Source organism: Rhodopirellula bahusiensis (assembly GCF_002727185.1).
In the GTDB taxonomy this organism is placed as follows: domain Bacteria; phylum Planctomycetota; class Planctomycetia; order Pirellulales; family Pirellulaceae; genus Rhodopirellula; species Rhodopirellula bahusiensis.
This window is the reverse complement of the sequence record NZ_NIZW01000001.1, coordinates 677,155-696,791: the sequence shown is the minus strand read 5'-3', so window position 1 is coordinate 696,791 and position 19,637 is coordinate 677,155. Positions and strand designations below refer to the sequence as shown.

At 57.0% G+C, this 19,637-nt stretch carries 14 protein-coding genes; 6 read left to right on the top strand and 8 right to left on the bottom strand.

What is annotated here, in order from left to right:
* Window positions 1-589 precede the first annotated feature (589 nt).
* From CEE69_RS02725 to CEE69_RS02705, 5 genes are all read right to left on the bottom strand, one after another.
* On the bottom strand, window positions 590-1,348 hold the full coding sequence (locus tag CEE69_RS02725) for a metallopeptidase (RefSeq protein WP_099259140.1): 759 nt from the start codon (window positions 1,346-1,348) through the stop codon (window positions 590-592).
* Between the two features lie 99 nt (window positions 1,349-1,447).
* Window positions 1,448-2,161 (bottom strand): FkbM family methyltransferase, encoded by a 714-nt coding sequence (locus CEE69_RS02720; protein ID WP_099259138.1) that lies wholly within the window; start codon window positions 2,159-2,161, stop codon window positions 1,448-1,450.
* 128 nt (window positions 2,162-2,289) lie between these two features.
* The gene (locus tag CEE69_RS02715) at window positions 2,290-3,414 is read right to left on the bottom strand and encodes a glycosyltransferase family 4 protein (protein ID WP_099259137.1); all 1,125 of its coding nucleotides are present in this window, start codon (window positions 3,412-3,414) and stop codon (window positions 2,290-2,292) included.
* Between the two features lie 125 nt (window positions 3,415-3,539).
* Complete coding sequence (locus CEE69_RS02710) at window positions 3,540-4,898, bottom strand: Trx7/PDZ domain-containing (seleno)protein (protein ID WP_099259135.1); 1,359 nt, start codon at window positions 4,896-4,898, stop codon at window positions 3,540-3,542.
* Between the two features lie 165 nt (window positions 4,899-5,063).
* A complete protein-coding gene (locus CEE69_RS02705) occupies window positions 5,064-5,294 on the bottom strand; it encodes an FmdB family zinc ribbon protein (RefSeq protein WP_099259133.1) in 231 nt (76 codons plus the stop codon).
* Between the two features lie 96 nt (window positions 5,295-5,390).
* Between CEE69_RS02705 and CEE69_RS02700 the strand changes: the two genes are divergently transcribed.
* Together CEE69_RS02700 and CEE69_RS02695 are read left to right on the top strand one after the other, a co-directional pair.
* Complete coding sequence (locus tag CEE69_RS02700) at window positions 5,391-6,107, top strand: NAD(P)H-hydrate epimerase (protein WP_099259131.1); 717 nt, start codon at window positions 5,391-5,393, stop codon at window positions 6,105-6,107.
* 39 nt (window positions 6,108-6,146) lie between these two features.
* The gene (locus CEE69_RS02695) at window positions 6,147-6,830 is read left to right on the top strand and encodes an ankyrin repeat domain-containing protein (RefSeq protein WP_099259129.1); all 684 of its coding nucleotides are present in this window, start codon (window positions 6,147-6,149) and stop codon (window positions 6,828-6,830) included.
* Between the two features lie 153 nt (window positions 6,831-6,983).
* On the opposite strand, the gene odhB is transcribed toward CEE69_RS02695, so the two are convergent.
* Window positions 6,984-8,285, bottom strand: coding sequence for a 2-oxoglutarate dehydrogenase complex dihydrolipoyllysine-residue succinyltransferase (odhB, locus tag CEE69_RS02690; protein WP_099259128.1), 1,302 nt, complete (start codon window positions 8,283-8,285; stop codon window positions 6,984-6,986).
* A gap of 330 nt (window positions 8,286-8,615) precedes the next feature.
* Between odhB and CEE69_RS02680 the strand changes: the two genes are divergently transcribed.
* A complete protein-coding gene (locus tag CEE69_RS02680) occupies window positions 8,616-9,857 on the top strand; it encodes an exonuclease/endonuclease/phosphatase family protein (protein ID WP_099259126.1) in 1,242 nt (413 codons plus the stop codon).
* A gap of 26 nt (window positions 9,858-9,883) precedes the next feature.
* The gene (locus tag CEE69_RS02675) at window positions 9,884-11,071 is read left to right on the top strand and encodes a cysteine desulfurase family protein (protein WP_099259124.1); all 1,188 of its coding nucleotides are present in this window, start codon (window positions 9,884-9,886) and stop codon (window positions 11,069-11,071) included.
* 62 nt (window positions 11,072-11,133) lie between these two features.
* Here the strand turns inward: CEE69_RS02675 and CEE69_RS02670 are convergent, their stop codons facing one another.
* Window positions 11,134-11,979 (bottom strand): sulfite exporter TauE/SafE family protein, encoded by an 846-nt coding sequence (locus CEE69_RS02670; RefSeq protein ID WP_099259122.1) that lies wholly within the window; start codon window positions 11,977-11,979, stop codon window positions 11,134-11,136.
* A 148-nt stretch (window positions 11,980-12,127) separates the two neighbouring features.
* Between CEE69_RS02670 and CEE69_RS02665 the strand changes: the two genes are divergently transcribed.
* On the top strand, window positions 12,128-18,184 hold the full coding sequence (locus CEE69_RS02665; protein ID WP_199169773.1) for an alpha-2-macroglobulin family protein: 6,057 nt from the start codon (window positions 12,128-12,130) through the stop codon (window positions 18,182-18,184).
* Window positions 18,185-18,422: 238 nt separating this feature from the next.
* Entirely contained in the window at window positions 18,423-19,271 is an 849-nt protein-coding gene (locus tag CEE69_RS02660) for an HAD-IIA family hydrolase (protein ID WP_099259239.1), read from the top strand.
* A gap of 192 nt (window positions 19,272-19,463) precedes the next feature.
* On the opposite strand, the gene CEE69_RS32340 is transcribed toward CEE69_RS02660, so the two are convergent.
* Entirely contained in the window at window positions 19,464-19,631 is a 168-nt protein-coding gene (locus tag CEE69_RS32340) for a hypothetical protein (protein ID WP_158230949.1), read from the bottom strand.
* Window positions 19,632-19,637 lie beyond the last annotated feature (6 nt).

The following is a 19,637-nucleotide window of genomic DNA, read 5'->3' as shown; positions in this document are numbered from 1 at the left end:
GAGGACACAGAGCTGATTTTTCTGTCCCTCATGCACCACGGTTCAGCTCCATCCTGTTCTCAGTGAACTCTGTGCTCTCTGTGGCTGACAACCAATTGGCTCCGGAGGAGTCCACGTGAGTAGCTTGGGGTGGGAGCCCCGAGACCGTTGGTGGCGATCACAGTATCGCCCCGGACGGGGCCGTCGTGGATGAGCATGGGTGAAGTAGCCGGACCATCGCAGTGTTCGGTCAATGGGTTTCGCCACAGAGATCACTGAGGACACAGAGCTGATTTTTCTGTCCCTCATGCACCACGGTTCAGCTCCATCCTGTTCTCAGTGAACTCTGTGCTCTCTGTGGCTGACAACCAATTGGCTCCGGAGGAGTCCACGTGAGTAGCTCGGGGTGGGAGCCCCGAGACCGTTGTTGGCGATCACAGTATCGCCCCGGACGGTGCCGTCGTGGATGAGCATGGGTGAAGTAGCCGGACCGTCCCAGTGTTCGGTCAATGGGTTTAGCCACAGAGATCACCGAGGACACAGAGCTGATTTTTCTGTCCCTCATGCACCGCGGTTCAGCTCCATCCCGTTCTCAGTGAACTCTTTGCCCTTACTTGCTTTTGCGTTCGCCCCAGAGTCGGGCGAGGAGATCGTGGAGCGCTCGGTCGTGTTGCTTGAGTTCGGCTCGCACGAAGGGGAAGAAGTCGTTGCGATAGAAGTATGCCTCGGTGCCTTCCGCGAAGTACTCCTTGTGGTTGCTCAGTCCGTAATGACGGACGGTTTGGCCGGTGTATAGCAACACGTCTTCGTATCGCTTCGCGGCTTTGGCTTCTTCAAACGCGGCGATGATCTCTGGTTGACCAAAGCTCAAGAATTGATCGTGGTAGGCATGCGCCAGTTCGTGCAGAATCACCGCGGGATGCTTCAACATCTGCACCTTTGATAGCAACTGATCCGCTCGTGGGATATGAACCTTCTTCGCCAGTCGCTCATCGTGCCCGTTGGCCAGCAACCATCCGCGGCTGGGGTGATATTGCATGGCTGCCAAGCTGGGGTGTTCTTCTTCGATCCAAATCTCAACCTGCTGCAATTTCGCAAGTGCGGTTGGATGGAGCAGAATCTGGATACGCTGCAGATGGTTGGCAAGCATCGTCAGCGACCGGTGATCGTTCTGGGAGGTGCTCTCACCCAGGAGAACCGGTTCGATGTGTACCTTCCAGCCTTCGATCTCACGAACAACCGGATCGAACTGCGGGGGCGATTTGGCTGGGCCGTCTTTCGCCAATGTCGGTGACAGAACTGCCAGGCAAAGAAACGGAAGGCCGAGCAGCCTTGCTGGGGCAGGTGTCCACTGGGCTTGTCTCATCATGGCTCTTGAGGCTCAACAGGAGGTTCGACTGCGAACGGTCATCGGTTTCCACCGCGTCCATGAAGCCGAACCATCGTTCCTCGTTGAGAAGATGCCGGTTCAGGCGGCGCGTTTGGGCATCCGGATCACGTCGGCGGGTTTGGACCATTGTTCCCAAACGAATGGGTAGCACCAATCTTCGCCATGTGACTGCGCGAGGTCTCGGCGGATGCTTTCGCGATCGTCGTCGCTGGATTCGCAGAGGTCATGGAATTGGACCTGGATGGTTTCGATCCGTTCCAGCCATCCGAGGCTGGCGAGGTGAGGCAGGATATCGTATTCGCCTCCCTCGATGTTCACCTTCATCAGATCCGCGTGATCGACACCGATCGACTGCAAGTACGCACCGGTTTCGACTCGGCGACCATTGATCGACTTTTCTCCTTCGCGAATCGCGGAGGAGGCGTCGCCGGTATCGGACAGAATCAGCTCTCCGTCGGAACTGCTCAGTGCGACCTCGTGCACATGAATGGATGGGTGGTCGGCGTATTTGGATTGCAGTTCGGATGCGAATCGCGGGTGCGGTTCAAAGACATGCACGGTTGAGCCGTAGCGAGCGTGAATGTCATCGGCCCACTCGCCGCGAAAACCGCCTAGGTCCAAGACGATGGATTTGGATCCGAGGTCATCAAACTCGTATCGCTTGGTCGGGATCCCGTCGCTTCGGAATTGGTTGTACGCCCGTCGAAATTCACGGTAACGAGAGTTGGTGAGCGTCTTCCAAGGCTTGCGAAAGAGCTGAGCGATTCGTTGTCCGATTGTTTTCTTGGGCATTCGTTCTGTCCTCGTTCAACCATGACGCGACGTCAGGGTGAAAGTTTGGCGGGGTGGTCCAGTCGGCATTTTCGACGGAGATTTTTCGGGAGTACCAGCGGTGGGAGCCCAAAGTCAAGCGGCAATCTTCAGGCGGCGCGACGAGCTCGGAAGGATTCGCCTTCCCAAAGCCGGTCGTAGACTTGTTGGTAGCCATCCACTTCGTTGTTCAAACTGAGTGAGTTCATCGCGAATGTTCGGCCAAGCTGGCCAGCGGTTTCAAGCTTGCTCGGATCCTGAATCATGGCTTGGATGGCTTGTTGAAGTCCCGCTCGATCGCCAATCGGCACCACATGTCCGGTCACGCCTTCTTCGATCACAGAGGCATACACGCCGGTATCAGCCGCGACGACGGGAACGCCACTAGAGAGCGCTTCGAGTGGCGTCATGCCGTAACCTTCGTAGCGGGCGGGTGCGACGAGCAACGACAAACTTCGCATCCAAGTTGGCAGTTCGTGACTGGGGACTTCGCCGACAAACACGATGCGGTCGGTCAGCCCGCAAGCGTCGATTTTGGCATTCAACGCTTTCTCAAATGTCGAGTCTTCTGGTTTGGCTCGTCCGATCACGACGGCGGTGAAGTCTGGATTTTGGGGCAGCAGTTCGCACATTGATTCGACGAACAGGTCCGTTCCTTTTTCGGCTCGCACTCGCCCGACGATGCCGATGCCGTGTTTGCCGGGCAGACCCGTGGCTTGCCAAGCTGCGATGCGATCATCGGCGGGAGTGAATTTTTGGGTGTCGACGCCGTGCGGAACGACGGAGGCCAAGTTCGGGACAAAGGATCCGGCTGTTTCCGTGGTCGCAACGACCGCGTCCATTCGCGAAATCAGGGCTCGCGGAAACGCGGAGTGACGGCGAATGGCAGCCGAAGTGAACACGATTCGAATGGGGAGCCGCAGGACATCGCGAGCGAAGATGGCCGCGCTCATTTCCATGTTGCGGCGGACGTGCCAGATCGAAAAGGGCCGATTCGCTGGCCGTTGGTAGCTGGAGCGAAGCGCTTTCTGATAGCTGAGCGGTTCGGGTGCATCCGGGAGAGGGTCACCGACCAAGCACAGATTCAGCCGAGACTTTTGGCCTGAGACCACCGCATTGGCCGTCGCAGAGACGCCCGTGAATCGGCGATGGAAATTGGTCACGAAGACCTCGGGGGTTTGATCAGAGCCCTTCGGAATTTCGACGCCGGAAGCGTGGTCTTTAGAATGATTCATACTGCGTTTCTCCACGGTAGGAATTACCGGGAAACACGCATTGAGATCAAGACGAATCGGAGAAAATGAAAAAAGCGGCGTCCGTGCCGCGGGGCAGATTGCAGACCCGATGAATTCTGTCGGGATTACTTCTGAATTGGGATTTCAACCGTCCGAGGGCGGCCGTTGCGAAGGAACTTCATCTGAACTCGGTCGCCCGGGCGATGTTGTTCATTCACGTGATCGAAGATGTCAGCTTCACGAATCAAATCCGATTGGCCGTCGTACTCGATCAAGATGTCGTCAACGCGAACGCCGGCTTTGTGAGCGGTTGCGTGGAGTCCATACTTGCCGACGTTGGCAACTCGGAGTGCCATCGGCGATTGCAACTTTAGTTTCTGTCGCTCACTTTCGTCCAGAGGTAGTAAACGCATTCCCCCACAGGCGATCCGTCGCATCATCCACGACGATACTCGCCAAGACGGATCGTCCCATCGTCGCCAGCCATCGGGCAACGACAATGTGAGCGTTTGAGCGCCTTCTGCGCGTCTGGTTTTGATCTCAACTTCGGCACCCTTGGCAGGAATTTGGTTGAGGGCCCACTGCGCATCCGCCATGGAAACCAACGGCTGCGATTCGATGCTCAGCAAGTCATCGCCGACTTGAAAGCCCGCTTTCGCGGCTGCCGAGCCCTTCGCGACGCTCTTCACACGAGCCGGGTACCTTGCATCGAGTACCAACCCAATGGATTTGGGGTGAGGGTAAGGATGCAAGACTTCTTCCGGAATCGATTGTCCTTTTTGCCAGTAGTAATCACGCCGGGCTTCGCCGATCTGATGGCAATGAATGCAGCTTTTCGCGACTTGGCCGGCATAGTCGAGATGATCGGGACGGTCCGTCAACGTCGGGTACTTTTCCGGAGAAGCGAACTCCAACGGGTCGCCAGTCTTGCCCGCCAGTGATTCGCGATTCGCGGGATAGGCTTCGTGCAGTTTCAGGCTTTCTCGAAGTGCTGCTGCCATTCCTTCCAGCGAGACATCGCCGAGCCACTCGGTGCGGTGTGAGCGAGTGCCAAAGCGTCCGTAAACGGTCTTGTCAGCGTTCAGCATGAAAACCGCGAAAGACTGGTCGGTGTCGTACTGGAAGACATCGAGGTCCAATCCATTGGTGCCGACCACGCGGACTCGGACGTATTGGTCGAGCAGTCGCTTCAGTTCAGGATCGCTTTCGACCAAGTCGTCGTCGAGCTTGACGCACTCTTCACAGGGCAGACAGCGGAGGACAACCAGGATCGGTTTGCCGGACTGGCGGGCTTGTTCGTACGCGGCGTCTAGATCGTTGTAGATCCAGTAGCCAGTCGCTAAAACGCGTTCACGGTCGTTACGAACGATCGTTTCTCGATCTTCCTTCGCATCGGCTTCACGAACATCGGCGAGCGAGGCCAAGCCGACCGAGAGAAACACGGCGGTCAGTGCATACGCGCGCACGTCAAGAAAGCGGCTCATGAGATTCTCCTGGCGGGATGAAACGCCGTCGCTGATGCCTCGGGGAGCGAAGCATCGACGCGAGGCGTCAATAGAAAGCGTCGGGTGGGGGCGTGGATTGCAAACGATTCCACGCCCCGTTTGAGAATTCGATGAGCTTGCGAAAATGGCTGTCGCCAAAGCGAGCTACATCTGGCAACCGCCGCCGCAGCATCGCGGGGCACCACATGCTTCGCCGCCGCCCGCCATTGGCAAACTCGATCCGCCGCCGCTCATCGAGGGAGCAGCCGTGACGCTGAGGACACGTGTCAACTCAGCACTGCTGCACTTCGGGCAGGCCACTTCTTCACCGGGTGATCGAACCAAAATTTCGATCACGTCATCACACGACTTGCATTCGTATTCGTACAGGGGCATCTTCGGTATCCGAGAGCAACACAATTCAGCAACAAACTGCGGGCACGCCGCCCACGTTCCCATTGTTTCTCACGGAAGACGTTCACACCACTGGGAATGGTCGAAGAAGCCAATTTTTGTCCTTCAAAGGAAGCGATCATGAAACCGATTTTGCAGCTGCCACCCATGACTTGCCAGCGTGTTCGTGAAATTGATCGGATGGCGATGGATCAGTTTCAAATGCCCGGGATTGTGTTGATGGAAAACGCAGGGCGTGGGGCGGCGGAATGCATGGACCAAATCGCACCCGAAGGCAGCGTGCTGATTTTGTGCGGCAAAGGCAACAACGGAGGCGACGGGTTCGCAATCGCTCGGCATCTGCAGTTGGCTGGACGCGAAGTGACAATCCTGGCGATGGCACCGACGGACGAGTTGCAGGGTGACGCGTTGATCCAAGCCAACATCACGAAAGCGGCGGGGATCGAGATTCAGGTTCTTGGTGAGGCGCCTGCGAAAGAATGTTTGCCAATCGCGGACATCATCGTCGATGGCTTGTTAGGTACTGGAGCTAAACCGCCGCTGCGTGGTCGCTACGTTGATGTGGTGGAAGCGGCCAACGCAAGTTCGGTGCGGCGGATCGCTTTGGATATTCCGACGGGGATGAGTGGCGACACGGGAGAAACAGGCGAACCAACTTTTCAAGCTGATCACACGCTGACCTTCGCCGCCCCAAAGATTGGTTTCGCGAAGCGAGATGCGGATCGTTTCACCGGCGAGGTGCATGTGATTTCGATTGGTGCACCGCTGGCGTTGTTGCGTCAATTCAGTGTGTGAGCTTGGCCGGTCTGACTTGCGGCGAGTATGTTAGGGCTCATGCAAAACAATCTGCCTCGGACGCGTCGCGTTCCCGTTCGTTCGTCCACAATTCTTGGCCTCTCGATTCTGGTATCTATCGCTGGATATACCGGATGCGAATCCAAGCGTCTTTCGCCCGAGGATTTTCCGCGTCGAGAACGGGAAGATGTGCTGGCACCTCAGGCTCCCGACGGAATGGCCACGTCCGAAGATGTGCCGCTGCCTGAGACGTCGCCCGAAGACAAGTTTCGTCAGGCTGCGATGATCGGAGACTTGGCGGGCGTGAAGCGACTGGCCGGGCAGGGCGTGGAAGTTTCGTCCACGGATGACAATCAACGCACCGCGATGCAGATGGCTGCCTTTGACGGTCACACTCCAGTGGTCGAATGGTTTTTATCGCAAGAAGTTGAAGTCGATCATCGCGACTCGTTTGGTCGCACGGCGCTGATGTATGCCTCCACCGCTGACAATGCCGAAACCGTCAAGCTGTTGCTGGACGCCGGCGCGGCGGTGGACTTGGTCGACAGCGAAGAACACTTTTCACCGCTGATGTTTGCCGCTGCGGAAGGGCAGATGGAAGTGGTGGAGCTCTTGCTCGACGCGGGAGCCGATCCGACGAAGGCGGACATCGACGGGGAAACCGCAATCGATTTCGCCAGCAGCAATGGTCACACCGAAGTCGTCAAACGACTGAAGCAGTGAGCCGACGGCCGTTGGGCCCGGTTGCTTCAACCCCAAGCACAGTCGACAAAACCGACGATCTCATCACGACGATCTCATCACAACGATCGCGAAACTCTTGCCGAGTTTCGCGGCGTCGTTCATCAAAACGGCGTCCCACGGGACGTCGCCTGATCAGACTTCCAGGAACAATCGGGCTGGGTCTTCGATCGTTTCTTTGATCGCGACCAAGAATCCAACCGCTTCGCGACCGTCGACGATGCGGTGATCGTAGGTCAACGCCACGTACATCATCGGACGGATGACGACTTGACCGTCTTCCGCGACGGGACGTTCTTGGATCGAGTGCAGTCCTAAAATCCCGCTTTGTGGCGGATTGACGATCGGTGTGCTGAGCAGCGATCCGTAGATGCCACCGTTGCTGATCGTGAACGTGCCGCCCATTAAATCGCTGGGTTGCAGTCTGTTTTCGCCGGCCAGACGAGCGTACTCGGCGATGCTGCCTTCGACTTCGGCAAACGACATGCGTTCGACGTTGCGAAGAACAGGAACGACCAAGCCTTTGCCACCGCCAATTGCAATGCCGATGTCTTGGTAGTTGCGATAGACCATCGAGTCGCCACGGATTTCCGCGTTGACGGCGGGGTAACGACGCAGGGCTTCGACGGTGGCCTTGGCAAAGAACGACATGAAGCCAAGTTTGACGCCGTGCTTCTTGGCGAACGCGTCTTTGTATTTGCTGCGGATCGCCATGACAGGTGCCATGTTGATCTCGTTGAATGTGGTCAGCAACGCCGCGGTTTGTTGGGCTTGGACGAGTCGCGACGCGATGGTGCGACGCAGCATGCTCATCGGTTTGACTTCTTCGGATCGGTAGCCACCGCTGGTCATCAACGAAGCGGTTTCCGGTGAAGACATGGGCTGGGCCGGTGCTGCGGGCGCGGCAGGAGCAGCCGGCGGTGCCGCGGGTGCAGGCCGGGAGGCTCCGTTGCGGATGTACGCCAGCACGTCTTCTTTCAGCAAACGTCCCCCGGGACCAGTCGCGGGAACTTGCGAGGAGTCCAGTTTGTGTTCGTCGAGCAAACGCTGAGCGGCGGGCATCACAAAACCACCGCCACCCTTGGCGGGGCTGGATGCGGCGGGTGCCGGTGCTGCAGGAGCCGATGCGGCGTTGCTGGCGGCCGGAGCTGAGCCACCGCTGGATGATCCGCCGTCGCCGTCGGCGGGTTGTTCCGCGACTTGGATCGAGGCGATTTGTTGGCCGACTTCAGCGAATTCGTCGGACTGTTTGGTGATCGACTGCAGGTATCCGCTGGCGGGAGCGGGGATTTGCACCGAAGCTTTTTCCGTTTCAATTTCGACGAGGTCTTCGCCGTTTTTGACCCAGTCGCCTTCTTGTTTGAGCCAATTGCCGATTTGCACTTCGCTGATCGACTCGCCAACGGTGGGAACTTCGACGGGAATGATGTCGCTCACGGGAACGTTTCAACCACTTGATAGAAAAAGCTGGGACGGGAAGAGCAACCAGAATAACGAGCCAATCGCACAGTGTCAGCCGCTCACAAGAGGTTTGGCTCGTTCGGGATCGAAGATTGACCCAGGTTTCCGGGCAAAGCCTCGACCAGCACCCCAGGAAGTTTGCCGGTTGTGCGGGAGGGGGGGATCAGTGTCCTTTTTTTGGGCTGCAACGATGTGGGCGCCGATTCAACACGATGGTGGCCGATGGAATCGATTTGCCACCGTTAAAAGCACGCCCAGAAGAACGTTCTCCGCCCCACATCCGCCCCAATTGTCCCGGAGGCAGTCATGTCCGATGCACCCGAGAAAGGCCATCCAATTCAAATGGCTTTGATCGTCGTGTTGTTGATCGGCGGGGGATGGTACTTCTTCAAGCATTACAACATCGACGGATTGGACGGAGTCGCGATCAAACCCAAGGCCGACTTCGCTTGGGAGAAACTCGACGACCCGTTCACATTCACGTCGTCAACCGACGCTCGCGAATCTCTGGATTGGCCCGTCGACGAATCGGGCAATCCGATCGAAGCGGACCCGGTGATCTACAGCCCCAGCGACTTGCTGCGGTCGGGGCCTTCCACGAATGATCGTGCTTGGGGCAACCCGGTCTATGACGGCAAGGGTTCCGCACCGACCGAACAGATTTCCGCGAAGCGACCTGCTCAGTTCAAGAACCTTCGCATCGCTTCGTGGTCACTGGATGGATTTGGTCCGACGAAGCTGGCCAGCAACATTTGCCGGATGAACTTGATCCGTGTTGTTCGTCAGTTCGACATGGTGGCGTTGCAACAGGTTTCGTCCGTTCATCAAGACCTCGTGCCGCGAATGGTCGATGCGATCAACGAAAGTTCGCTTGGCAGTGGCGGCCCGGTTTACGACTACGTTCTCGGTGGGCCAACTGGACCGGCGGAACGTGGCGAGCAAATGGTGATTCTGTTTCGTCCCGATCGCATTCGTGTGGACCGAACTCAGACGTACACCGTTGCTGATCCTGACCAGCAGATGCTTTACGACCCGTTGGTCGCGTGGTTCCGTGCAGCTCAGCCCAGTGCGGAGCGGGCGTGGACGTTCACGGTTGCCAACGTGCGAATCGATTTGGGACGTGCTCCCGGCGAAGTCGCTCTGTTGGGCCAGCTGTTTGATTCCATTCGGGACGACGGACGCGGTGAAGATGACATCTTGATGATGGGATTGTTTCAAGCGGATGACGCGTACTTGTTGCCGACGATCGCGGGACGCTCGGTTCGCGCCGCGGTGTCCAGCACACCGACGGATATCTTTGGGCGGCATCAAACCGAAAACATCGTGTTCGATTTCAAGTCGACCGCCGAAGCGATTGGTCGCGGTGGAGTCTACGACTTCCTGCGTGTGTACAATCTCAGCCTTTCCGAAGCTCAAACTGTTTCCAGCTACTTGCCGGTGTACGCCGAGTTCTCGGCGCTGGAAGGCTCTCCGATCGTGAATCAAGCGACTTTGGATCAGGCCGTCGTCCAACAAGCGTCGTTGCCGAGCAGCAAAAAGCTTCGCTAGCTGACGATTTCAAGATCGCAATCCCGATGATCTATCTCGACCATCATGCCACCACGCCCTGCGACCCTCGTGTCGTGGAAGCGATGTTGCCCTATCTGACGCAGCACTTTGGCAACCCACACAGTGATTCGCACGAAGCTGGGCGCGAAGTTCGTCGAGCGATCGAACAATCGATCGATTCAATGGCTGCGATCCTGAACGCTCCCAGAGAAAATTTGGTGGTAACATCGGGAGCCACCGAAAGCATCAACCTGGCGATGCGAGGTGTCCTGATGCACCCGCGTTGCAAACGGCATCAAGTGGTCGTGTGCGACACCGAACATCCGGCGGTCTTGGAAGTCGCTGAAGATCTTTCCAAGCAAAGCATCGCCGGTGGCCAGCCCATTGAAATAGTCCGTGCCGGAGTTCATCCGCACGATCATCGCTTCGCCGGACAAGTTGACTTGGACCAGTTGCGGGCAGCGATTGGCGAACACACCGCACTGGTTTCGATCATGTGGGCCAACAACGAAATTGGCTCCATCATGCCCATCAAAACGATCGCGGAGATCACGCATGAAGCGGGTGCACTGCTGCACTGCGACGCAACTCAAGCGGTCGGGCGTTTGCCGGTGGATATGCGTTCGGCTGACGTTGATCTGCTATCTGCGTCAGCGCACAAGTTCTATGGCCCCAAGAGCACTGGCCTGTTGGTGGTCGGCAACGGCAATCGTCGCGTTCGACTGCGTCCCCAAATCATCGGCGGCGGCCAGCAACGCGGGCTCCGTGGTGGAACGCTCAACCCTGCGACCATTGTCGCGATGGCGACCGCGATGCGAATCGCGATTGACGATCTGGATGGTGACACGTCGCGAATTCTTGAGTTGCGAGAGTCGCTTTGGGATCGTTTGAGTTCTGCGATCGAAGGTTTGCAGCTCAATGGCATCGATTGGCGAGAGGAAACTTCACTTCGTTTGCCGGGCAATCTCAACGTGCGACTGCGAGACATCGAAGGCGAATCCTGGATGGCGGCGACTCCGGACGTGGCGTTCAGCAGCGGGTCGGCATGCAGCAGCACCGAGGCTCTTCCAAGTCACGTGTTGTTGGCGATGGGATTGTCCGAGTCCGAGGCCCGCCGCAGTGTTCGATTCGGCATCGGTCGGTTCAACACCACCGCCGAAATCAACTCCGCGGCCGATCAACTGATCGCATCGCATCAAAAATTGGTTGGTTAAAGTGGCATAGGCTTCCAGCCTGTGAGCAGGAATCACAGGCTGGAAGCCTATGCCACTTTTGCCTACATCCAGCCCAGGCGAATGCCCGCGGCCAGCACAATCACAGCGGTGATTCGGCGGAGTGTCAGTTGCGACAGCCAACTCGAGGCGGCTCGGTTTCCAATCTGGCCGCCGATCAAAACGCTGACGAACAACCAAGGCCACCACGGAGCATGCGTTTGAAACTCCGTCGCGATTTCGCTGAGTGACCATGCGTGCTTGCTGGTTTGGCCGACCAATCCTGCCACCGAGTTGACCAGGATGAACAACGAACTGGTCGCCGCGATGTCACGAGCGTGACTCCAGCGAGTCAGATGCAGCACGGGCGACAAAAAAATGCCGCCTCCGATGCCGACCAATCCAGCAAGCAAACCCAAGCCGGCACCAAGGCTCGCTTGCCAGATCACACCGGATCTCCACCAAGAATTCATGCGGCTCGATCCGGTTTGATTTGCTAGCGAAACTTTCTCGGGTTGGTTCTCTCGCGATGACGTTTCGTCGCTGCGTTCTTTCGACCGGCCAATCAAAAGCAAAACGCCAGCGACAATCAGCGTTCCGCTTAGCAACGGCACAAACACTTCCCGGTCCAGGGGGATTGATCCGCCGACCCAAGCCAGAGGGATGGAGCCGACAACCAAGGGAATGCTGCGTGACCACGGGATTTGCCTTTGGGTCGCGAAACGCAAGCATGCACCTGACACGACGAGCAAGTTGCAAGCCAGTGAAAGCATGGGCAGAACGCGATGGTCCACGTCGTTGAGTACCAACAATGCGGTGTAAGTGGACCCGCCGCCGAAGCCTGCGCTGCTGTACACCAAAGCGGCCAAAAAGAACCACGCGACGATCCAAAACTTTCCGCCTAATAACATGCTGGTTCAATCGTTACCCTGAGTGGCAGTGTCTTTTCTTTGCAGCTTCTTGAGGTGATCCGCTATGCGGCAATTTCGTACCGTGACTTGCGTCTTTGTTGTTTTGAGTCTGTTACTCGGGATGCTCTATCTCCCCCTGAGACTCTCTATGGCCGCCGAACCAAAACAAGATGCCTCGTGGCGAAAACAGCAATTCGAAGCGGCCCAGCAAGCGTTGCAAAAAGGACTGCCCAAGACCGCGATCAAGCACTACGACGCCATCGTACCCGCCGCCATCGCCGAAGAAGACCATGACGACGCGATCCTGGCCATGGGGATGCGAGCCTCCCTGCGGGGGCAACTCGACGGAGGCGGCGCCGAAGACCGCATCCTGCACTTACAACAAGACATGGAATCGGCTCCCGTGGCCAGCAAACCGCTCCTGCAGGCGGTGCTGGCCAGTTGGTTCTATTCGTATCAACAACAAAACCAATGGCGGTTCCGAAACCGCACCGAGATCGAAACTCGTGAAGACGATTCGACGCCCATCAAATCCGGTGAAGACCTGAAAACCTGGAGTGCTCAGCGAATCATCCGCCACGCCAGCACGCTGTTTGACGAAGCCTTGGAAGACGCCGAGACCCTGCAAGCGACCGACCTGGAATCGATCCAGCGACTGATCACCGAGGGCAACGCTCCCGAGTCATATCGCCCCACGGTCTATGATTTCGTGGTCAACCAAGCCATCGACCACTTCGTCGACGCCCACTCCATCTACAGCGGACCGATCGAGCGTTTCGAACTGGAAGCAAACTCGCCGATCCTGGATCCGGTTGCTGATTTCCTGGCCTGGGAGATCCCCGAAACGGACCTCGAATCGCCGCTTCGCCGAGCCACCGAGTTGATGCAGGATTGGGTGCGTTTCCGACAATCCAACGCGGACGAACAAAATGACGCGTTCCTCGATGCCAACTGGAATCGTTTGCGTTTCGCAGAACAGAACGCGGTGGGTTCTGAAAAAGAAGAACGGTCGCTAGCCGCGATGCAGCGTTTCCTGAGTGAAAACCAAAGTCATCCCATCAGCGCCCGTGCCAGTTTCCAGCTGGCTCAACAAGAGATGGGGAAAGAGGAGTTCGTTCGGGCTCATCAAATCGCGAAAGCCGCGGCAGCAGCCCATCCGGATAGCTTTGGCGGACAGCAGTGTGCCGCTTTGATCCAACAAATCGAAGCACCACAGCTCAACATCGCGACCGAACGCGTTTGGAACCCGGCCCTCTCCGAGTCCGCTCAAGCGGAAATCGAAATCAGCTACAAGAACATCAACCAGGTGCACTTCAAACTGGTCTCGCTGAACTTTGACGAACTGCTGAATTCAGGCCAAATGGTTCAGAACAACGAGCACGACTGGTTGAGGAAGTTTGGCGAAGAACCCGCCATGCAACAGTGGTCGGTCGACTTGAAAGAAACCGCCGATTTCAAAACCAAAGTTCATCGAATCGAGGTCCCCAAGGATCTGGCAAAGGGAAGCTACATGCTGATCGCCAGTGTCAATGAAGACTTCGTTTGGAAAGAGAACTATCTGGCGGGCAAACAGGTTTGGGTCAGCGAACTGGCGCTCGTCACCGATGGTCGTTGGAACCAAGGCACGCTCGAAGGACACGTGTTGGATTCGAAGACGGGCGAACCGATCCCTCAAGCGACGGTGAAGATTTGGACTTGGACCAACGAAAACCAACCACGCAACAGCCGCAACAATGGTTATCGATACCGATCGCTGCCGTCGTTGACGACTGACCAGAACGGTCACTTCGAGATGAAAGCGGAGCAGGGAACCAACTTGAACAACTTGTTGTTGCTGGCTCAAAACGGCAAGGATCGTCTTCCATCCCAGCAGCATCATTCCATTCGTCATGCACGAACGTCGAATCAACTCAGCGGCCGCACCGTTTTCTTCACCGACCGAGCGATTTATCGACCGGGGCAAACGATTCGCTTCAAAGCCATCGCGACGAATTACGACCAGTCAAAGAATCTGTACCAAACCCACAACCAAAAATCGTTGCAGGTGCAGTTGCTCGACCCCAACAACCAAGTGGTCGAAACGTTGGATCTGGTCACCAACGATCGCGGCAGTTGTCATGGCAGCTTCCATTTGCCGACCTCGGGACTGACCGGCCAAATGCGACTGATCGTCCGCGAGTTCCCTCGCGGTTCCGCCACCGTTCGTGTGGAAGAGTACAAACGTCCGAAGTTCGAAGTGACCTTGGACGCTCCCAAGGATCCGGTGCGACTGGAAGAATCCGTGACAGTCTCCGGCCGCGCTACCGCTTACACTGGCGCGGCAATCAACGACGCGACTGTTCGCTACACCGTCGTTCGCCAAGTCCAATATCCGATTTGGTGGGGATGGCGATGCTGGTGGATCCCGACGCCTCCCGCCGAACCGCAAACGATCGTGCAAGGCGAAACAACCACGGATGAACTGGGACGCTTTGACGTGTCCTTTGATGCCGTGCCAGATGCCTCGGTCGATCGAGACAGCGAACCCACCTTCCGCTACGTGATCACCGCCGACGTGGTCGACACCACCGGCGAAACTCGATCGGACAAACGCACGGTCACGGCGGGCTACACGACCATGTCGGCTCGAATGAGCGTCGCTCAACCCGATTGGCTGACCGAACAAGAGCCGGTCGACATTCAGGTTCACACCACGTCACTCGATGGCGAAGCCCAAGCCGCCGAGGTCAAAATCGAGGTCTGGTCATTGAAGGCTCCCGAAGTCGTTCCGCAACCGCGTTGGGGCTCGTATCAACCGTTGCCAGTGGATGCGGACGACGAAGCGCAACGAGTTCGTCCAGAGGATCCGAATTCGTGGCCACTGGATGAATTGCAATCTTCGAAGACTTTGCAAACCGATGCCAATGGCCAAGGCTCCTGGGAAGTCTCGCTTCCCAAGGGACACTACCGAGCGGTCTTGTCAGCGGTCGATTCAGCGGGCAACTCGGTCTCGGCCTTGTTGCCTTTGCGAGTGATCAATCCCAAAGCGGATCAACTCGGTCTGCCAATCGCCAGCCTGTTTGTGACGCCTCAATCGCAATGGGAACCGGGCGAAACGTTCACCGCGGTTTGGGGTAGCGGCTACGAAGATGCCAAGGCCTTGGTGGAAGTCGAGCATCGTGGCGAGATCTTGCAGCGATATTGGACGTCCGGCGACAAGACACAAATCGAGATCACCCAAGCGGTCGATGAATCGATGCGAGGTGGCTTTGTCGTCCGCGTGATGATGGTTCACGAGAACCGTCTGCATCTGCATCAACAAGTCATCAACGTTCCTTGGACGAACAAAGAGTGGTCCATTCGCTGGGAACGTTTTGTTTCCAAACTCAAACCCGGTGCGGAAGAAACTTGGACAGCGGTCATCGAACCCAAGGTGGTGGATGAGTCGACCAAGGCCCAGCAGGATTCCATCATGGAAATGGTGGCAACGCTGTACGACGCCTCGCTCGACGTGTTTGCCAAACATCGCTTCGCAACTGGCTTCAACGTCTTCTATCGAGATCGAAGCACACGCAGCCCGCACCTGAACAACGGCTGGCAACACTTGTCGACCGTCGTGATGTGGTCGCACCGCGGTTACCCCAGCGGTGAGCTGAGCTATCCCGATTGGGTTTCCGAACTGCAGTTGAACAACCATTTCGGACGTCCCATGCCAATGGCACGCGGAATGGCTTTCGCTGAATCGGACATGATGATGGCCGATGGAGCGATGCCCGCATCAGCTCCCATGCGGAAGAGTGCCGGGCGTGCGATGCTCAGCGTCAGCGCGGCAGAGAACGAGGTCGCATCACGCGAGGAATCAGACGGCACACCTCCCGAATCGAATGATCCCGAGATCGATTTGTCGGGCATTCCGCCTCGCAAAAACCTGAGCGAGACCGCGTTCTTCTTCCCCGAATTGATCGCGGACGAGAACGGGGGGGTGAAGATGAAGTTCACCATGCCGGAAGCATTGACTCGTTGGCAGTTGCTGGGATTCGCCCACGGTGCAAACCTTTCCTCGGGAACCATCTCGGGCACTGCCGTGACCAGCAAAGACTTGATGGTCCAACCCAATCCGCCACGCACGTTGCGGGAAGGTGACGAGATTGAACTGACGGTCAAAGTCAGCAATCAATCCGCCGCAACTCAAACCGGCGTGGTGGCGTTGAACCTGTCGTCAGCAGCCAGCGGCGAGTCCGTCGATGAGCAAGTCGGCAACTCGCAGCCGAAGCAATCGTTTGAAATCCCCGCCGGCCAGTCCAAGACATTCTCATGGCGAATCCAGGTCCCCGATGGCATTGGGTACCTGGTCTACAAGGCCGTTGGTTCGACCGGTCGTTTGTCGGATGGCGAAGAAGGTTATCTGCCGGTTTTGACCCGCCGCATCTTGGTGCACGAATCCATTTCACTGCCAATCGACGGTGCCGAAACGAAAACCTTCAAACTGCCGAAGTTGTTGGAAGGAAACAGCGACACACTGTCGAGCGAATCGCTGACCATTCAGATGACTTCCAATCCGGCTTGGTACGCCGTGATGGCACTGCCGTACTTGATGGAGTATCCCCATGAATGCAGCGAGCAAACGTTCCATCGCTTGTATGCGAACTTGCTCGCACGGCACATCGCCACATCCGACCCGCGAATCGAACGCGTGTTTGAACAATGGCGCAACCAACCCGAGGTCGCTGGCCGAGTGACACTGGACAGTCCCCTGGCACAGAACGAAGAACTGAAGTCGATCGCACTCACCGAAACACCTTGGGTGCTGCAGTCCAAGTCCGAATCGGAAGCACGTCGCAACGTCGGGATTTTGTTCGACACCAATCGTGTCAACGATCAAGCCGATCGACTGACGCGGCGATTGATCGAACTGCAAAAAGAAGACGGCAGCTTCGCTTGGTTCGATGGTGGTCCATCCAACGACACCATCACCATGCTGATTGTCACCGGATTCGGTCGACTGCAACATTTGGGTGTCGATGTTGACATGCAGGTGGCGATGAAAGCGCTCACGCACTTGGACGCTTATGCGACCAAACTTTATGAACGCATCGAGCCAGAGGACCGCAACAAGGCACATGTTTCACCGACGGTGGCGATGCTGTTGTACGGTCGCAGTTTCTACAAGAACCAACCGACCGCTCCGGAGCACAAGGAAGCGGTTGATTACTGGACCGACCAACTCGCAGAACACTGGTTGTCCTTGTCCAGTCGCATGAGCCAAGGGCACGCCGCGATTGCTTTGCATCGACTGGGCCGACTCAAAGAGGCCAAGGAAATCGTCGCTTCATTGATCGAGCGCTCGGTGGTCGATGAGCAGGGCATGCATTGGAATGACGCCAACTCAGGCTGGTGGTGGCACCAAGCACCGATTGAAACGCAGGCGATGATGATCGAGGTGCTCGACGAAGTCGCCGGCGATCTCCAGCGGGTCGAACTCTGCCAGGCTTGGTTGCTGCGTCAGAAAGAAACTCAGTCTTGGGAAACCACCAAATCCACCGCCGACGCGGTGTACGCGTTGCTGCTGCGAGGCACGGACAAACTGGCTTCCGATGAAGTCGTCGACATTGCGGTGGGGCAGCAAGAAGTCCCCAAGGGTAACGTGGAAGCCGGCACTGGTTTCTACCAGCACCGTTTCTCAGCGGATGAGATCACCCCCGAAATGGGTTTGATTCAGGTCAAGAAGACAACCTCAGGCATCGCTTGGGGCGGAGTCCACTGGCAGTACTTTGAGAACATCGAAAACATCACGCCGCACGATGGAACGCCTCTGCAAATCGAGAAGCAACTGTTTGTCGTCCGTGCGACGGATTCTGGACCCGTGCTGCGTCCTATTGGCGACGAACCCGTTCGAGTAGGCGATGAGCTGGTCTCCAGGTTGATCATCCGCAGTGATCGCGACATGGAATTCTTGCACTTGCGAGACCATCGCGGTAGCGGCACCGAGCCCGTTAATGTGTTGTCTCAATACCGGCGACAAGATGCACTGGGTTATTACCAAAGCACCCGAGACGCGGCCGAGCATTTCTTCATTGGTTACCTCAGGAAAGGCACCTATGTATTGGAATCTCGCTGTCGTGTGCAGCTTCGCGGCAACTATCAGACTGGGATGGCGAGCATCGAATCGATGTACGCACCTCAGTACAACAGCCACAGCGAAAGCCACGCACTCGAGGTGAAGTGAGCTGAATTGCTTGATGATTCACCCTGCCTTTTTGTTTCAGTGCAATGTGCTGTTGAAATGAGCAGGGGGGTGTTCAAGGTTCACGCACGTGTTCGGTCGTCCAACCGTGCTGATATGCAGCGGGCACGAATCTACCGTTAGATCATTGGTATGAAAGCTGCGTTCGAGGTCGAGTTCTCAAGATTGGCAAACTATTGTCAATCAAGTTTTCAACTCCCGAACCTCTTGCAGTGATTTGATGAAAACGGGCTTTTTGATCGACATGGATGGTGTCATCTACCGCGGCAGCGAACTGATCCCAGGAGCCGATCAGTTCATCGACGTATTGATTCGACAGGACATTCCTTTTTTGTTCTTGACCAACAACAGCCAAAGGACTCGGCGTGACGTTCAAACCAAACTCCAACGGATGGGGATCTTTGTAGAGGAGTCTCATATCTTCACCTGTGCGATGGCAACGGCACGCTTCCTCGCCAAGTTGAAACCCAATGGCACCGCATACATCATTGGGGAAGGTGGTTTGTTGCAAGCGATGCACCAGAACGGTTTTTCAATCGTGGATCATTCACCGGACTTTGTTGTTGTCGGCGAAGGTCGCACAATCACGCTCAATGCGTTGGAATCGGCGGTCGACATGATCCTTGGTGGTGCCAAGCTGATTGCCACCAACTTGGACCCCAGTTGCCCGACCAAGAACGGCACACGCCCAGGTTGCGGGGCCACGGTCGCGTACCTTGAAGCGGTTACAGGACGCAAAGCCTTCAGCGTGGGGAAACCCAGCCCCATCATGATGCGAGCCGCCCGGAAGGAACTAAAGCTTGCCACATCACAAACGGTGATGGTGGGCGACACGATGGAAACCGACATCCTCGGCGGAGTCCAAATGGGTTACCGAACGGTGCTCACATTGTCCGGCGGCACAAAAAGAGAAGACCTGGGCCAATTCGCTTACGGCCCCGACGTGATCGTCGATTCAATCGCAGATCTCTGCGACGTCAGTGACTTTGTCGAAACCAGTCTGCCAGTCGGCAACCGTGAAGACGACACCGTCACGAACTTCGCCGCCTGGGCCGCTGCCAACGCGTGATGGTTTGCCCTGGACCGCAACGTGCGTCACATCAAGGCTCGTAGGCCAGGTCTCACCTGGCACCCGCGCCGATGCTTCGGCAGAAGCGAGGTGTGATCGGAACTCCGGCTTCGTTTGACGGGGCAGATCCAACGGCCAGTCACCAACGCCAGGTGGAACCTGGCCTACGTCACCTGTCGTCGTGGACGGATTCTACTCTTCGCTGGTTGGGACCAGCATTTCGACTTTGCGGAAGTCGACTTCGAGGTCTTGGTTTCCGTGCAGCAACGTAGGCCAGGTCTCACCTGGCACCCAAGCCGATGCTTCGGTAGAAGCGAGGCGTGATCGCCATTCAGGCTTCGATCGACGGGGTTGATCCAACGGCCA

What these genes read in the sequence shown, in the direction of transcription:
- CEE69_RS02680 (WP_099259126.1), top strand. Translation starts at nt 8,616, where the DNA reads ATGTCCGATGCACCCGAGAAAGGCCATCCAATTCAAATGGCTTTGATC.
- CEE69_RS02725 (WP_099259140.1), bottom strand. Translation starts at nt 1,348, where the DNA reads ATGATGAGACAAGCCCAGTGGACACCTGCCCCAGCAAGGCTGCTCGGC.
- CEE69_RS02665 (WP_199169773.1), top strand. Translation starts at nt 12,128, where the DNA reads ATGGCCGCCGAACCAAAACAAGATGCCTCGTGGCGAAAACAGCAATTC.
- CEE69_RS02700 (WP_099259131.1), top strand. Translation starts at nt 5,391, where the DNA reads ATGGTCGAAGAAGCCAATTTTTGTCCTTCAAAGGAAGCGATCATGAAA.
- CEE69_RS02705 (WP_099259133.1), bottom strand. Translation starts at nt 5,294, where the DNA reads ATGCCCCTGTACGAATACGAATGCAAGTCGTGTGATGACGTGATCGAA.
- CEE69_RS02720 (WP_099259138.1), bottom strand. Translation starts at nt 2,161, where the DNA reads ATGCCCAAGAAAACAATCGGACAACGAATCGCTCAGCTCTTTCGCAAG.
- CEE69_RS02660 (WP_099259239.1), top strand. Translation starts at nt 18,423, where the DNA reads ATGAAAACGGGCTTTTTGATCGACATGGATGGTGTCATCTACCGCGGC.
- CEE69_RS02710 (WP_099259135.1), bottom strand. Translation starts at nt 4,898, where the DNA reads ATGAGCCGCTTTCTTGACGTGCGCGCGTATGCACTGACCGCCGTGTTT.
- CEE69_RS02715 (WP_099259137.1), bottom strand. Translation starts at nt 3,414, where the DNA reads ATGAATCATTCTAAAGACCACGCTTCCGGCGTCGAAATTCCGAAGGGC.
- CEE69_RS02695 (WP_099259129.1), top strand. Translation starts at nt 6,147, where the DNA reads ATGCAAAACAATCTGCCTCGGACGCGTCGCGTTCCCGTTCGTTCGTCC.
- CEE69_RS02675 (WP_099259124.1), top strand. Translation starts at nt 9,884, where the DNA reads ATGATCTATCTCGACCATCATGCCACCACGCCCTGCGACCCTCGTGTC.
- CEE69_RS02670 (WP_099259122.1), bottom strand. Translation starts at nt 11,979, where the DNA reads ATGTTATTAGGCGGAAAGTTTTGGATCGTCGCGTGGTTCTTTTTGGCC.